Consider the following 16,050-nt stretch of genomic DNA (forward strand, 5'->3'; position numbering starts at 1 on the left):
CAATCATTTATTAGTGATGTTGAATATTTTTGATCAGCGTGTTCAGGATGTCCCCATCCGGCCAATATATAACATTGGCGAGAAGTCGGGTATTCGTCTTTGGAAAGTGGCGCCACGGATAGCATGGTTGTTAATCAAATCTTTTTTCTGGCGGATGAAAGAGAAATACATTATCCGTGATTTTCATCCATTGGTATTTTTTTATTTAATGGGCCTGATTTTATTTCCGGCCGGGTTTATCATTGGCTTGTACCTGGTTTTCTACCGGCTTTTTGTCGGGCCGGTCGTGGCGACCAGCGCCTTGTTTGCCCTGTTTCTTTTTGTTTCAGGCCTGCAATCTCTTTTTTTCGCCATGTGGTTTGACCAGGAATACAATAAAGATTTGAAAGTACGATGATATGCGTGTATTAATTGATGTTGGGCATCCGGGGCATGTTCATTTTTATAAACACGTCATCTGGAATTTGCAGAAACAAGGACACGAAGTTTTGATTTCGGCGCGGGATAAGGATGTGACTCTGGCCTTATTGGATTATTATCAATTTCCCTATCGCGTGCTTTCCGCCATTGGCAAAGGTTTTTGGGGATTGGCCGCTGAATTTTTAAAACGGGAATGGGCCTTGTTGCGGTTGATGCAGGAATTTAAGCCTGATGTTGTTACTGAAATTGGCGGGTTATTCATTGCGCCGGTCTGTAAATTGTTGCGTAAACCCTCCCTTGTTTTCACCGATAGTGAACCTGTCCCTTTAGACCGGTATTTAACCTACCCTTTTGCCAGCGCCATCTATACGCCCGACTGTTTTATGCGCGACCTGGGAAAACGCCACGCGCGTTATGCGGGCTACCATGAATTGGCTTATCTTCATCCAAATTATTTTAAACCTGATGCGGGCGTATTGGATGAACTTGGCGTATCCAAAGATGAACCCTTCATTGTCCTGCGTTTTGTGGCCTGGAAAGCCAGCCACGATATTGGTCAGTATGGGTTCTCTATTGAATTTAAGCGAGAGATTGTGCAAACGTTTGGCCGTTATGGACGGGTGTTCATTACTTCGGAAACGCCATTGCCGGAGGAGTTTGAACCTTATCGCATCACAGTTCCCCCTCATCGCATTCACGATGTTCTTTATTATACCCGTCTTTTTATGGGAGACGGAGCTACGATGGCCACAGAGGCCGGTATTTTGGGCACCCCGGCGGTAAGAGCCTCATCAATGGCCTTGAGTATGGGCAATTTTGTGGAGTTAATGGAGCGGTATAATTTGGTATATTCGTACTACAACCCCACCCAGGCATTAAGTAAAGCCGTGGAATTTTTAGAGCAGAAAGACGCCAAAAAAGAATGGCGGCAGCGAAGAGAAAAATTGCTGGCAGAAAAAATTGATGTCACCCGTTTTCTTGTAAACGTAATTCAGAATCATCAATGAATCCGGTTTTGTGACTCCAATTTTGAACGAGGTATTATGAACTGGCAGAGTAAAACTATTTTAATCACTGGCGGGACAGGCTCCTTTGGTAAAAAATTTACAGAAGTTATGCTGCGCGATTATCAGCCCCAAAAACTAATTATTTACAGCCGTGATGAATTGAAACAGCACGAGATGCGCTTAGTTTATCCCGATACGGAAGACTCGCCCATGCGTTATTTTATCGGCGATGTGCGCGATAAAGACCGCCTGTACCGGGCTATGCAAGAGGTGGATATTGTGGTGCATGCCGCAGCTCTCAAACAGGTGCCCGCATGCGAGTACAACCCCCTGGAAGCGGTAAAGACAAATATTGACGGCGCAGCAAACATTATTGACGCCGCTATTGATGCCGGGGTTAACAAAGTGATAGCCCTCAGCACCGATAAAGCGGTCAATCCGGTCAACCTGTACGGGGCCACAAAATTAGTGGCTGAAAAATTATTTGTGCAAGCTAACGCCTATTCTGGCGAGGTGGGCGCCCGCTTTAGTTGCGTACGATACGGTAATGTGGTAGGAAGCCGGGGGAGTGTAATCCCTTTATTCAAAAGGCAACGTAAAACCGGTTACATCACCCTTACCGATAAAAATATGACCCGTTTTTGGATTACGCTGGAGCAAGGCGTAAACTTTGTTATCCAGGCGATTGAATTGAGTCATGGCGGCGAAGTGTTTGTGCCCAAAATTCCCAGCATGCGCGTTGTTGATTTGGCCGATGTCATTGCCCCGGAGTGTGAGCATAAGATAATTGGTATCAGGCCCGGTGAAAAGCTGCACGAGATGCTGGTTTCGCTGGCCGAATCGCGTCATACCCTGGAGTTTGACGATATGTATCTTATCCAGCCCGTTCATCCCTGGTGGGAACAATCGGCGTATGAGGGCGCGACTCCTATGGCTAGGGGAACAAAATTTTCCAGCGATACTAATGAATGGTGGTTAACCAAAGATGAATTACGCCAAATGCTTGATGAGGCTTAATTATGCAATTAGCCATTAATGGCGGCCCGCCAATACGTTCAGAAGTTTTGCCTTATGGCCATCAGGTTATTGATGAAGCTGACATTGCAGCGGTTGAACAAGTTTTGCGGGGCGATTGGTTGACCACCGGCCCTACCGTGGCCGAGTTTGAAGCCGCTTTTGCTAACAAAGTTAAAACCACCTGCGCCATAGCGGTTAGCTCTGGAACAGCGGCTTTGCATGCGGCCATGTATGCCCTTAACATTAAACCCGGGGATGAAGTGATTCTGCCGCCTCTGACATTTGCCGCGACAGCCAATTGTGTGGTTTTTCAGGGAGGAACGCCTGTTTTTGCCGACGTTGATTCTGAAACATTGCTGTTGGCCCCGGAGCAGGTTGAAGCAAAAATCACTGCCCGAACCAGGGCCATCATTGCCGTAGACTATGCCGGGCAACCGTGTGATTACGATGCCCTGTGCGCGATTGCTAATCAACATCATCTGCCCCTGGTGGCAGACGCTTGCCATGCCCTGGGCGGCAGTTACAAAACCCGTCCGGTGGGGGGGCTGGCAGATTTGAATGTCTTCAGTTTGCATCCGGTCAAACATATCACCACCGGCGAGGGAGGAGTTATTACCACCGATAACCCCGATTTTGCTCAACGAATGCGCATGTTCCGTAATCATGGAATTACCAGCGATTACCAACAACGTGAGGCGCAGGGTTCCTGGTTTTATGAAATGATAGATTTGGGCTATAACTATCGGCTGCCCGATATAAATTGCGCCCTGGGCCTGAGCCAGCTTCGCAAACTGGAGACGTGGGTCGCGCGCCGGCAGGCAATTGCCCACCAATATGACCAGGCCCTGGCCGATATTCCGGCCATCGCCCTCCTACCAGTCCGGCCCCAGGTTAGCCATGCTTATCACCTCTATGTTATTCGTCTTAACCTGGACCAATTGCAAGTTGACCGGTCGGTAATTTTTAAGGCCCTACGGGCCGAGAGAATAGGGGTGAATGTGCATTACATCCCGGTGCATTTACATCCTTTCTATCGTCGGCATTTAAAAACCGGGCCGGGGTTGTGCCCTGTAGCCGAAGCAGCCTATGAGCAATTGATGTCACTCCCCCTCTTCCCGGCCATGACCAACCAGGATGTGGATGATGTCATTAAGGCAATACACAAAGTTATAACAGCCTACCATATTTGAGGGGGTGATATGTCAAAATTGACTGAACAAATGAAAACCTGGGCAAACACATTTGGCCAGGAATACACCAATAGAAATGCTATGTCGTTAGAAGAGATGGAGGCTTTGTACAAAAGCCGGTATGGCCTGACCAGAACCGAATTGAATCAGAGGTTTTTAAAAGGAATAGACCCTTCCATTCGGATTCTGGAAGTTGGCTCCAATGTGGGCAATCAGTTGTTATGTTTGCAGCAGATGGGCTTCCGTAATCTTTATGGGATAGAATTACAAAGTTATGCGGTTGAGCTTTCCAAATCGCGCACCCGGCAAATTAATATCATTGAGGGGTCGGCCTTTGATATTCCCTACGAGGACGATTACTTTGATTTGGTTTTTACTTCCGGGGTGCTTATCCATATCAGCCCGGCTGATATGGCCGGGGCGTTACAAGAAATATACAGATGTGCCAAACATTATATTTGGGGATTTGAGTATTACGCTGATGCGTACACTGAAATTTCATACAGGGAGCACGCGAACCTGCTCTGGAAAACCAATTTTGCCAAACTATATCTTGATTTATTTGCTGATTTGGCCTTGGTTAAAGAAGAAAAAATTTATCACCTTGATAGTGATAATGTAGATTCAATGTTTCTGCTCAAGAAAGTATAAAACGGATGCGTGTTGTTGCCATTACCCAGGCCCGTATGGGCAGCACCCGTTTACCGGGTAAAGTGCTTAAACCTATTGGTGAAAAAACAATGCTGGCGCGGGTAATAAACCGGGCCAAACAGGCTTGTCTTGTGAACGAGGTGGTTGTGGCCACCACGGTTGAACCGGCGGACCAGGCTATTGTGGCCGAGTGCAAACATCTTGGCGTATCTTACTTTTGTGGGAGTGAAGAGGATGTTTTGGATAGATTTTATCAGGCCGCGCAGGCTCACCGGGCTGAAGGAGTGGTTCGTATCACGGCCGATTGTCCCTTTATTGAACCAACGGTGATAGACAAGGTTGTTAGTGTATTTCTGGCAAAACAACCCGATTATGCCAGTAACGTTTTGGAGCGCACTTACCCCCGGGGCCTGGATGTGGAAGTGATGAAGTTTGAAACCTTGAGTTTGGCCTGGCAAGAAGCAGTTGAAATTTATCAACGAGTGCATGTAACCCCCTATATTTATCAAAACCCTGATAAGTTTTCTTTGTTGGCTATTACGGCTGAGACAAACCACAGTGATTATCGTTGGACAGTAGATACGCCTGAAGATTTGGAATTTGCCCAATCCATATATGCTCGATTAGATAATAACGAAACTTTTAACTGGCAAGATGTACTCAGCTTATTGGCTCAAGAACCCGACCTGATAGATTTGAATCGTCGTATTTGCCAGAAATCATTACAAGACGCATGACTGCTGGAACAAAAAGACTGGTTATCCGGGCCGACGCCAATACCCGCATTGGTTCCGGCCACGTAATGCGCTGCCTGGCTCTGGCTCAGGCCTGGCAGGACGCCGGCGGCAGCGTGAGTTTTGTGATGGCAGCGGCCAATACCGCCCTTGCAGACCGTTTAACATCTGAGGGGATGGCCTGGGTTAATTTGCCGGTTGAGCCGGGCAGTGTTGAGGATGCAACCCAGACGGCGAACCTGGCCCATGAGCAGAAAGCGTTGTGGGTGGTGGTTGATGGGTATCACTTTTTGGCCGGTTATCAACGCATCATCAAAGAATCAGGGTTAAAACTTTTGTACCTTGATGATTACGGCCACGCCCATCATTATTACGCCGATGTGGTGTTGAATCAAAATATCTATGCCCATGAGGGTTTGTATGCTCATCGAGAGGCGTCCACCCAACTGTTGTTGGGAACGCCCTACATCCTTTTACGGCGAGAGTTTACGCAATGGCGCAATTGGGCCAGAGAAATTTCTCAAACGGGACGCAAGATATTGGTCACGCTTGGCGGCGCCGACCCGGAGAATGTTACGCTGGCCGTGGTGCAGGCTTTAGAGAAGGTTCCCATTGAAAACTTGGCAGCGGTTGTTGTGATTGGCGCAAACAATCCTCACGAGGCAGAACTTCGCTCGGCGCTCAATTGTTCCTCTTTGTCCATCTGTTTGCGGAAGGATGTGCTGAATATGCCTGAACTTATGGCCTGGGCCGATATTGCCATAGCTGCCGCCGGGAGTACGGCCTGGGAACTTGCTTTTATGGGCTTGCCCAGCCTGCTCCTGGTTCTGGCCGATAATCAACATCCCGTGGCCAAATGCCTGGACGCCAGGAAAATTGCCATTCATTTAGATGGTCACAATCTTTCTGACCAAATAAGTCAGGCCGCCCAGCAATTATCGGCAGTAAGAGTGCGGCAGTCTATGTCGCAACTGGGACGCGATTTAGTGGATGGTGAGGGATGCCAGAGAGTGTTGAGGCAGTTAAAAAATTTAACCTAAAATTAAGACCGGCTCAAAAAAGTGATTGCCAATTAATTTGGGAATGGGCCAACGACCCGGAGGCGCGTAAAGTATCCTTTTCTTCAGATTTTATTCCATGGGAGCAACATCTGGCCTGGTTTCAGCAAAAGCTCACCGACTCAAAAGTTCTCCTTTTTTTGGCCCTGAATGAGCAGGATATACCCATTGGGCAAGTTCGTTATGAGATTGATGAGAAGAATGAGGCGGTGATTTCTATCAGTGTGGCCAAAGAGTTTCGCGGCCAGGGTTATGGCCCTGCCCTCATTGAGCGTGGTGGTGAAAAACTTTTTGCCTTGACCAGGGTGGGGGTTGTGCATGCCTATGTGACCCCACCCAATCACGCCTCTGTTCGCGCTTTTATCACGGCAGGTTTTGAGCAGGTAGGAACAACAGTTATTAAAGGACAACAGGCCTTACACTTTGTTTGGCAGAGAGATAGAAATAGCCAATAGTGTTCAACCTTTAGGAGAATGTAAAATGAGATATATTAAATATTGTAAACGCTGTATTATGCCTGAAACCAAACCAGACCTTTACATTGATGAGACGGGCGTTTGTAATGCCTGCCGCAATTATGAACGGCGGCAGGAGATAGATTGGGACCAACGCCGGCAAGAGCTGCTTGCTATTCTTGAGCGTTATCGTTCTAAGAATGGCAATAACTATGACTGCGTTATCCCTGTCAGCGGCGGTAAAGACAGCCATTATCAAACGCTCCGCATATTAGAACTGGGCATGAACCCCCTATGCGTTACGGCTACCACGGATAAACTATCCGCCATCGGCAGGCGAAATATTGAAAACCTGAAACTCCAGGGTGTTGATTACGTTGAGGTGACTGTCAATCCGGTGGTGAGACGAAACATAAACCGCTTGGCTCTCACCCAGGTGGGAGACATCTCGTGGCCTGAGCATGTTACCATTTTTACTATCCCGGTACGTATTGCGGTTCAGTTCAATATTCCGTTGATTGTTTGGGGAGAAAACTCCCAGAATGAGTATGGCGGTCCGGCGGCGGCGGCAGAAAACAATGTATTAACCCGCCGTTGGTTAGAAGAATTTGGCGGGTTGTTGGGACTGCGTGTTTCAGACTTGATTGGACAGGCAGGTATTGAGGCCAGACACCTTATCCAATATACCTACCCCTCCGACGAGGAGTTGCAGCGGTCAGGCGTCACCGGCATCTTTTTAGGGTATTACCTGCCCTGGGATGGGTATGGGAACGCCCTCTTCTCGCAGGCGCATGGATTTGAAACTTATCACCAACCGGTGGAGGGGTCGCTGGTAAATTATGAGAACCTGGATAATGCGCAGACCGGCATCCACGATTATTTTAAATTCTTAAAATATGGTTTTGGCCGGGCCACTGATTTGGCGTGCATGCATGTCCGGCGCGGCCGTCTTTCAAGAAACGATGCGGTTAAATTGGTCAAAAAGCACGACGGGAAATTTCCGTGGGTATACCTGGGCGTGCCCCTTGAGGAAATTTTGGATGATATTGATATGAGCCTGGATGAATTTGTTGGGGTTTGTGACCGTTTTACCAACAAAAAACTTTTTGTTTGTGACACGCGCGGCAACCTGGTTAAGGACCGGCATGGCAATCTTACCAAAATTAATTATGATAACGTGGCTAGCGACGACGAGACAACAACCCTGGAGCGCCTTACCCTGGGATACCGCATGCTGGCAGGTTCTGAGGTAGGCGCCAAATTACAAGATTGAGGGTGAATTGCGAGTAGCGTGATGAATAAAGTGGCTATTGTTGATTACGGCATGTGCAACCTGGACTCCGTGGCCCGGGCCGTGGAAGAATGTGGCGGCCAGCCGATGGTCACTGACGAGGCCGGTGATTTTGAGATTGCTCATCGTATCATCTTGCCCGGCGTGGGGGCCTTTCCCGACGCGATGCGTAACATCAGGCAGCGGTCGCTTGATGAAATCCTGGCGGAACAGGTGTTTGGTAAACAAATCCCTTTTTTGGGAATTTGTTTGGGCATGCAGTTGTTGGCGACAAAAGGTTGGGAAGGCGGTGAAACCGCCGGTTTAGGCTGGATTGAGGGGGAGGTGCAGCGGTTGCAGCCGCTTGATAATACCACTCGCATTCCCCATATTGGCTGGAATGAAGTCATTTTTAACCGGACCTCCTGGCTATTTGAGGGGGTGCCATCGGGTAAGGATTTTTATTTTGTCCATAGTTACCATTTTGGCTGCGCCAAACCTCAAAATATCCTGGCCTATACTCCTTATTGCGGTCAGTTTGTCTCCGCGGTAGGCCGTGATTGGATTTGGGGGGTGCAATTTCATCCAGAAAAAAGCCAGCAGTTGGGATTTCAGGTCCTTAAGAACTTTTTGGCTATTTGAGGGACAGTTTATGCTCAAAGTGCGGATTATGCCCACGCTCCTATTTAAAGATGTGGGCCTGGTTAAAGGCGTGAGTTTTGATTCTTGGCGGCGAGTGGGCAGCGCCATGCAGGCCATCAAGGTTTATAATATGCGCGGGGTTGATGAATTGGTTTTTTTGGATATTACGGCTACAAATGACGAGCGCCCGCCCGACTTTGAAACAGTGGATGACCTGGCCGATGAATGTTTTATGCCCATGACCGTTGGCGGCGGCGTGCGTACTATAGATGATGTCCGGCACATGCTTCAGGTTGGCGCGGATAAGGTCTCCATCAATACCGCCGCGGTGGAAAACCCCGCCCTGATTAGACAGGCCGCGCAAAAGTTTGGGGTTCAGTGCGTTGTTGTGTCTATTGATGCCAAACAAACAGGCCGGGGGTATGAGGTGTATACCCATTCAGGAACGCAACCGGCAGGACTTGAGCCGGTGATGTGGGCCCGAGAGGTTGAAAAATTGGGCGCAGGCGAAATTCTGTTGACTTCGATTGATTGTGATGGAACGATGACCGGCTATGACCTTGAACTAACCCGTGCCGTCAGTGAAGCTGTGTCTATCCCGGTCATTGCTTCGGGTGGCGCAGGAAATTATGAACATATGGTTGAAGCATTGCGAGAAGGAAAAGCCTCAGCGTTGGCAGCTGCCAGTATCTTTCACTTTACGCAACAAACACCATTGGAAGCAAAACACTATCTTCAAGAGCGCGGTTTTAAGGTGCGTTTGTAGGTTTATTATTTTGATAGGGAATAGATTTTATCATGAATATTGTTTTAATTAATGTTTCTGTGCGGCCTTATATGGATAAGGCCTACTTTCCAACCGGACTTGCTTATGTTGCCACGGCATTGAAACGAAATGGATATGAATTCGACATTATTGACCTTGAGGCGCATCGCCATTCTGATGCAGAATTGGCAGAATTGCTTGGCAAAAAATCTTATAAAGTTATCGCCTTGGGGACCCTGGTTTCCGGATATAAGTATGCTAAAAAAGTGGTGTCTATTGCCAAAAGAACAAATCCTGGAGCTACGATCATTGCCGGCAATTCCGTGGCATCTTCCATTCCGGAACATCTGCTAACGTATACAGAGGTGGATATTGCCGTCAAGGGCGAAGGTGACATCACCATAATCAACATTATGAAAGCTTTAGAAGGCAAAACCTCTCTGTCAGATGTAAAGGGGATTGTTTTTCTGGATGATGGTCACATGGTGGATACAGGCTATGCCGAAATCATCAAAGATATTAATACAATTCCTTTTCCGGACTGGGATTTGTTTGATATGAATTTGTATCTCAGCAAGTCCATTCAGGATGTGCCTGAACCTTATCCGATACCCAAGGAACAAATAAAAGCCTTTGTAGTGAACACCGCTCGCGGCTGCCCTTTTGGCTGCTCGTTCTGCTATCATGTGTTTCAATACGCCAAGTATCGGTATCGCTCTCCCGAATCAATTATTGCAGAAGTGGCGACCCTTCAGGAAAAATATGGCATCAATTACATTAATTTCTTTGATGAACTCACCTTTTTGAGTATAAAGCAGACGGAAGCATTTGCAGATGCTTTACTCTCCAGTGACTTAAAATTCTATTGGAATGCCGACATACGCGGCAATCTTTTCACTGAGAATAATTTAGATCTTTTGTTCAAACTAAAAGAGGGCGGCTGTCAAAGTTTTGGCTATTCTCTGGAGTCAGGGAATCCGGAAATTCTCAAAACTATGAATAAAAAGTTAAAAGTAGAAGATTTCAAAAAGCAAAAAAGAGCACTGGACAAAGCAGGAATCAAGACTTTTACCAGTCTTGTTCTGGGGTATCCTCAAGAAACGGTAGAAACCCTTAAGGATACATTTGATGTTTGTTATGAACTTAATCTTTACTCCAGCGCGGGATATCTTTTACCCCAGCCCGGCACTCCTATGTTTGAGGTGGCTAAACAAAAAGGGTTCGCTGATGATTTGGAATCATATTTGATGCAAATGGGAGATCGACAGGACCTGAGATTTAATATGACTAATATACCTGACCACGTGTTAGAAAAAGAGGTAAACAAATATCTCCGGCGTATTTCTGATAAAATAGGCTTAGGGTTAACAGATGAACAACTTGTAAAAACGTTTTCGTTTATTTTATCAGATGAAGATCGTTCGAATGACTATCAAAATCAATAACCGTTTCATTGGACCCGGCAGCCCGGTTTATATCATCGCCGAAATGTCGGCCAATCATAACCAGGATTTTGCCCGGGCAGTTAAACTGCTTGAAGCGGCCAAAGAGGCTGGCGCCGATGCGGTCAAACTCCAAACGTATACCCCGGATACAATAACCATTGACTGCGATAATGAATATTTTCAAATTGGGGCAGGGACTATTTGGGCCGGTCGTAAGCTTTATGAACTCTATGGACAGGCTTATACCCCCTGGGAATGGCAGCCCAAGTTGAAAGCGCTGGCCGATGAGTTAGACCTGGCCCTTTTTTCCACTCCTTTTGATAAAACGGCTGTGGATTTTTTAGAAGCAATGGAGGTGCCGGCCTACAAGATTGCCTCGTTTGAAGTGATAGATTTGCCCCTTATCCGGCGCATTGCTCAAACCGGCAAGCCCATTATCATGTCTACCGGCATGGGCACCCTGGCCGAGATTGATGAGGCGGTTCAGACCATTCGGGCGGCGGGCAACGCCCAACTGGTTTTGCTCAAATGCACCAGCGCCTATCCCGCTCCCCCGGCGGAGATGAATCTGCGGACGGTTCCTCATTTAGCCGAGGCGTTTGGGGTGCCCGCTGGATTGTCTGACCATACTTTGGGGATTGCCGTGCCGGTAGCGGCGGTGGCCCTGGGAGCGACGGTGGTGGAAAAACATTTGACCCTCTCCCGTAATATCCCCGGCCCTGACAGCGCCTTTTCCCTGGAGCCGCACGAATTTAAGGCGATGGTTGAGGCTGTTCGGGTGGCCGAGCAGGCATTGGGCCAGGTATCTTATGAAGTCACGCCACCAGAGATGAACAGCCGGATTTTTCGTCGTTCTCTATTTGTGGTGCAGGATGTGCTGGCGGGTGAAGTTTTTACCGAGATGAATGTCCGTTCAATCCGCCCCGGGCATGGTTTGCATCCTCGTTATCTGGATGAAGTGCTGGGGCGACACGCCGCGCGTGATATTAAAAAGGGCACGCCTTTACAGTGGGAATTGTGCGGGACGTGATGCTCTCATTTTGACAGCAGGAGGAATTATCCGTGTCTACCTTGGCAAAATGGCAGGCATATTGGCAAGGACAAACAACACCCCTGTATGGAGAAGGTACCGATGAGTACCACCAGCGTTATGCTGCGGAATTAAAAATCCTTTTTGCGGATATACATCCCCAACGTGTCTTGGAGATTGGCTGCGGTAATGGGGCGCTTTATCCTTATATGGGTCTTGAGCAGGCGCAGTATAAAGGTATAGATTTTTCAGACTCTATGCTGGCTCTTTTCAAAAAAGAGCATCCTCAAGTTGAGCTAGAATGCGCCGACGGCGCTTCATATCAGGATGATCACAAATATGATTTAATCATCTCAATGGGGGTGGTTCAATATTTTAATCACGGCATGCTTGAGAACCATTTTATAAATGCTAAATCAATGATGCACTCAGAATCCCGGTTTATCTGTGCTTCTGTGCCCTGGAAAACGCAGCGTTTTAACTTTTACGTTGGTGACTTAGCCCTAAAACGAACTGGAGGAGGGCTACTGCTGTGGCTTCGCTCCCTTTTTTTAAACCGGCTGGGTAAAATGGGCACCTGGTATAGCCTGCGAGATTTCAGAAAGTTGGCAGGCAGGTATAGCATGTCTGTAAAATTTTTTGGCTCAGTGCATTATATGTACAGGTTTCATGCGGTGATGAAACCCAAATAGCGTTGTTTTGGGGAGAGTGCGTTCAAAATTTTTGGAAAGCACAGGGGGAATTGGGGGGACGCCCACCCACAACCCCTGGTCCTCCTAAAATGTCGGGCAGACCCCTTTGGGGACGTATTTATAACAAGGGATTTACGTCAAAAGATAAAATGAGTCCATACCAGATCAGGTTGTTAAAACCCGACGAGTATCAGGCGTGGGATTGCCTGGTTGCCACCGCCCAAACGGGTAGTATCTTTAATAGTACTGCTTGGTTGAATGCTGTCGCCCGGTTATTTAACCGTGAACTGAGAATATGGGGCGTTTATCGTAATGAAGAATTGGTTGCTGGAACAGGGCTTGTCTCCTTTAAACTGCTGTCCTTTATAAAAGTGGCCGGCTTTCTCCCGATAACGCCTTATAATTCCATTATTATTCAACCCCGAGATAGCGATAAAGAAGCGCGGTGCGCCTCCTATAGGTTAGCGGTTCTGGAGTTATTAGCCAGAGTTTTAGCCACAGAAGCGGATGTTGTTGACATTATAAACCATCCGGCTCTGACAGATATCCGTCCTTTTAGTTGGCTTGGTTGGAGCAGTAAGATTCGTTATACTTATCTGATTGATATTTCTAAGCCGGGTCAACTATGGGAACAGACTTATGAGGCTTTTCGTCGCCAAGTGCGCAAGTGTGAGCGGGAGAAAATTGAGTTGGAATGTAACGCAGATTCCAAAACTCTTTACCAACTCTATCATGGCACCTATGAAAAACAGGGTCGCCGGATTTATGTTGACGAAAGCTCATTTTGTGGCTTGTGTGAAGTGCTTAAAGCCGAAGCGCGTTTGGCCATATATATCGCCAGGCGGGAGGGTCAGGCAATCTCCGGGTTGGGAATTGTGAAGGATTATCGAGGAGTCATTCATGAGTGGGTAGCCGGTACAAACCCTGAATACCTGAAATTGGGGGTCGCCTCTTTTATGTTATGGACGGTGATAGAGCAATTAGCCAGGGAGGGCTTTACCTGTTTTGATTTGAATGGGGCAAATGTGCCGGCTATTGCCCGTCATAAAAGCCAACTGGGGGGACGGTTAACCCCCTATTATGAAATCCGAACCCAAACGGCCAGAGCCAAGCTCTTTGAGTGGGGGCAGCAAAAAGCGCAGGTTGTTGGAGGGCTTGATTGGCTCAAGCAGAAATTACTGAATCCTGGGCGTATTTGAAAGGCATAACCCGGTATGAAGTTAAATGTTGACCCCTCAATCTCAATTCAGTGGCCTGACGGATGTTCCTTTGCCCTGGCCCTTTCCCACGATGTGGATCGGGTAACCAAACGATGGCAATTTATATACTATATTGCCCGCGCCATAGCCCGGCGGCGGCTTGACCAATTTCAAAAACAGATTAACTCAATTGGAGCCTGGCTACGCGGGGATGACCCCTACTGGAATTTTGAGCGAATGATGGAATTGGAGGATAATCTTGGGGTTCGCTCCACATTTTTTTTTATGGACGAGCGAGGCAAAGTCAGATTAAGCAACCCTAAATCTTTCATCCTCTTTTGGGGACGTTATACGTTAGATAACCCGCGCTTGCAACAGGCGATTCGCGAATTGGATAGGGCGGGTTGGGAGATAGGCGTGCATGGCTCGTATCACTCTTACCGGGATGGGGCGTTGCTGGAACAGGAAAAGAAAAGGCTTGAAGCAATTGTTGGACATCCCATTGCCGGCACGCGGCAGCATTACTTAAATCTGCAAATACCCGAAACCTGGTATATTCATGCTCAATTAGGGTTTGCCTATGATTCCACTCTGGGATATGCCAATCAAGTTGGCTTGCGTTGGGGAACATGCTGGCCGTTCTATCCGTTTGACCCGCTAACCGGGACTAAAATACCCGTTTTGCAAATCCCGTTTGCCATCATGGATGGCCCGCTTATGCGTTGCCCTAACCCCTGGCAGGAAGCGATACATCTTGTTGATCACGTTGAAGCAGCCAAAGGTGTGTTAACGCTAGATTGGCATCAACGGATGTTCAATAAGTGGGAAGCGGAAGATTATCAGGGCATGTATATCCGTATCATCCAGGAATGTCAGCAGCGTGGGGCGTGGATTGTCCCTCTGGGCAGCATCCGCGCTTGGTGGCAAGACCATAATGCTCAATATCAACCTGAACATCCTGAGTTTTGAGGTATCTTTGACCATTAAAAAACTTCTGCAAATAGACCGTTACTGGCAAGGGGTAAAAAATAATAAACTTGTCACAAATGCTGGGCTTTACATTTCGGGCAATGTGGTGCAAAAAGCGTTTGCCTTTTTATTAATCCCGCTTTGGGCCCGTTTTCTTACACCCGAAGATTATGGCATTACCGGCACCCTGACGGTGTATGGTGGGGTATTATATACTTTGTTATTGATGGGGTTACAGGGTTCGGCCACACGTCATTACTATGATTACCTGGATGATATAACTGAACAAAAAAGTTACGTCACTTCGGTGGTGATATTTCAAATGGCCCTGCCAGGGGTTGTTGTTGTCGCTTTAAATATATGGGGGCCAGCGCTTTGGTCAGGTTATATAGGCAGCACAATTCCTTTTGATCCGTATGTGCGTTTGATGTTGTGGGCCACTTATACCTTGTCTTTAACCCAAATTCCAATATCTCTTTACCAGGCCCAACAAAAGGCCCGCGAGTTTGTATATATTCAATACGGCAAATTTGGGCTAGACGTAGTAGCCACCGTTATTCTGGTAGTTATCCTGGGCTTAAGGGCCTATGGGATGATGTTGAGCCAACTTACGGTCAGCCTCATCACTGCCCTGATTGTGCTGTACCTGTTTAGAAAAAACTGGTTTACCTGGCGTTTTAAATGGGCCTATGTGCGGATGAGCCTGGTTTTTGGTTTACCGTTAGTGCCCCATGCCATTTTTGGACAAATCCTATTGGCCGCCGACCGTTTTATTATGGACGGTTTTGTCTCCCTGGCCGAAATAGGTTTGTATAATGTTGGTTATATGATGGGAATGTCGATGCTCGTGTTGGTGGGGGGGATCAATCAGGCCTGGGTACCCTATTATTATAACCTTATGCAAACCGAACTTCAACCCGGGCCAAAAATTATTAAAGTTGTATCTATTTATGTGGTCTTGACCGGAGGTATTTGTCTATTGGGGGTGCTGTTCATCGGTGAGGCGGTTTATATCCTGATGCCGCCAACCTACTATCATGCGGTATTCTATGTGCCGCCAATTTTGTTTGGATATTTACTGATAGGTTTCTATTATTTGGCGGTTTCGCCTCTCTTTTACTATGGCAAAACAACCATCATTCCATTTTTAACCGGCCTGGCCGCCGGATTAAATATTGTGTTCAATCTATGGCTGATACCACGCTATGGCGCAATTGCGGCAGCATGGACAACCACAGTCACCCAGGGTGTGCTCTTCTTTCTGGTCTTTTTTGTGGGACAAAAATATCAACATCTTAATTATCCTCTGGGGAAATATGGGGCGGTTGTTTTGATTGTTTTGACAGCAACGCTGGTTACTTCGCGCCTGGGCATATTTGAGGGGGGGGCATTGTTAATGAAGTTTGCTTTGGTTATTGCCTATGGTATTATTGCCTACCTGGTCTTAATTGGGCCTAATATCGGTGGTCAAAAAACATCTTTGAGTTAGGGTTATGGAAAGCTCT

17 protein-coding genes are annotated in these 16,050 nt (G+C 47.4%); all 17 read left to right on the top strand.

Features of this window, described 5'->3' with window-relative positions:
* A partial coding sequence (locus tag JW953_19880; protein ID MBN1994965.1) for a glycosyltransferase family 2 protein occupies nucleotides 1-397 on the top strand: 397 nt, incomplete at its 5' end.
* Between the two features lies 1 nt (nucleotide 398).
* Nucleotides 399-1,427 (top strand): DUF354 domain-containing protein, encoded by a 1,029-nt coding sequence (locus tag JW953_19885; GenBank protein ID MBN1994966.1) that lies wholly within the window; start codon nucleotides 399-401, stop codon nucleotides 1,425-1,427.
* 36 nt (nucleotides 1,428-1,463) lie between these two features.
* Entirely contained in the window at nucleotides 1,464-2,444 is a 981-nt protein-coding gene (gene pseB / locus JW953_19890; protein ID MBN1994967.1) for a UDP-N-acetylglucosamine 4,6-dehydratase (inverting), read from the top strand.
* Between the two features lie 2 nt (nucleotides 2,445-2,446).
* The gene (gene pseC / locus JW953_19895; protein MBN1994968.1) at nucleotides 2,447-3,634 is read left to right on the top strand and encodes a UDP-4-amino-4,6-dideoxy-N-acetyl-beta-L-altrosamine transaminase; all 1,188 of its coding nucleotides are present in this window, start codon (nucleotides 2,447-2,449) and stop codon (nucleotides 3,632-3,634) included.
* A 9-nt stretch (nucleotides 3,635-3,643) separates the two neighbouring features.
* Entirely contained in the window at nucleotides 3,644-4,285 is a 642-nt protein-coding gene (locus JW953_19900) for a methyltransferase domain-containing protein (protein ID MBN1994969.1), read from the top strand.
* A complete protein-coding gene (locus JW953_19905; protein ID MBN1994970.1) occupies nucleotides 4,282-5,022 on the top strand; it encodes a glycosyltransferase family protein in 741 nt (246 codons plus the stop codon). Before JW953_19900 ends, JW953_19905 begins: the two co-directional genes overlap by 4 nt.
* Complete coding sequence (pseG, locus tag JW953_19910; protein MBN1994971.1) at nucleotides 5,019-6,059, top strand: UDP-2,4-diacetamido-2,4,6-trideoxy-beta-L-altropyranose hydrolase; 1,041 nt, start codon at nucleotides 5,019-5,021, stop codon at nucleotides 6,057-6,059. The genes JW953_19905 and pseG overlap by 4 nt, the downstream gene beginning before the upstream one ends.
* Nucleotides 6,020-6,532: a GNAT family N-acetyltransferase gene (locus tag JW953_19915; protein MBN1994972.1), complete on the top strand. Its 513-nt coding sequence runs from the start codon at nucleotides 6,020-6,022 to the stop codon at nucleotides 6,530-6,532. Before pseG ends, JW953_19915 begins: the two co-directional genes overlap by 40 nt.
* Nucleotides 6,533-6,557: 25 nt before the next feature.
* Complete coding sequence (locus tag JW953_19920; GenBank protein ID MBN1994973.1) at nucleotides 6,558-7,805, top strand: N-acetyl sugar amidotransferase; 1,248 nt, start codon at nucleotides 6,558-6,560, stop codon at nucleotides 7,803-7,805.
* Nucleotides 7,806-7,826: 21 nt separating this feature from the next.
* Nucleotides 7,827-8,444 (top strand): imidazole glycerol phosphate synthase subunit HisH, encoded by a 618-nt coding sequence (gene hisH, locus JW953_19925; protein ID MBN1994974.1) that lies wholly within the window; start codon nucleotides 7,827-7,829, stop codon nucleotides 8,442-8,444.
* A gap of 10 nt (nucleotides 8,445-8,454) precedes the next feature.
* Complete coding sequence (gene hisF, locus JW953_19930; protein MBN1994975.1) at nucleotides 8,455-9,210, top strand: imidazole glycerol phosphate synthase subunit HisF; 756 nt, start codon at nucleotides 8,455-8,457, stop codon at nucleotides 9,208-9,210.
* A gap of 32 nt (nucleotides 9,211-9,242) precedes the next feature.
* Nucleotides 9,243-10,655, top strand: a complete 1,413-nt coding sequence (locus JW953_19935) for a radical SAM protein (protein ID MBN1994976.1) — start codon at nucleotides 9,243-9,245, stop codon at nucleotides 10,653-10,655.
* Nucleotides 10,621-11,685: a pseudaminic acid synthase gene (pseI, locus tag JW953_19940; GenBank protein ID MBN1994977.1), complete on the top strand. Its 1,065-nt coding sequence runs from the start codon at nucleotides 10,621-10,623 to the stop codon at nucleotides 11,683-11,685. Before JW953_19935 ends, pseI begins: the two co-directional genes overlap by 35 nt.
* Nucleotides 11,686-11,717: 32 nt before the next feature.
* Nucleotides 11,718-12,377: a class I SAM-dependent methyltransferase gene (locus JW953_19945; protein ID MBN1994978.1), complete on the top strand. Its 660-nt coding sequence runs from the start codon at nucleotides 11,718-11,720 to the stop codon at nucleotides 12,375-12,377.
* 149 nt (nucleotides 12,378-12,526) lie between these two features.
* Nucleotides 12,527-13,576 carry a GNAT family N-acetyltransferase gene (locus JW953_19950; GenBank protein ID MBN1994979.1) on the top strand — a complete coding sequence of 350 codons (1,050 nt, stop codon included), beginning with the start codon at nucleotides 12,527-12,529 and terminating at the stop codon, nucleotides 13,574-13,576.
* Nucleotides 13,577-13,591: 15 nt separating this feature from the next.
* Nucleotides 13,592-14,545: a polysaccharide deacetylase family protein gene (locus JW953_19955; GenBank protein MBN1994980.1), complete on the top strand. Its 954-nt coding sequence runs from the start codon at nucleotides 13,592-13,594 to the stop codon at nucleotides 14,543-14,545.
* Complete coding sequence (locus tag JW953_19960) at nucleotides 14,511-16,034, top strand: oligosaccharide flippase family protein (GenBank protein ID MBN1994981.1); 1,524 nt, start codon at nucleotides 14,511-14,513, stop codon at nucleotides 16,032-16,034. The genes JW953_19955 and JW953_19960 overlap by 35 nt, the downstream gene beginning before the upstream one ends.
* Nucleotides 16,035-16,050 lie beyond the last annotated feature (16 nt).

It is taken from the genome of Anaerolineae bacterium, assembly GCA_016931895.1.
Lineage (GTDB): Bacteria > Chloroflexota > Anaerolineae > 4572-78 > J111 > JAFGNV01.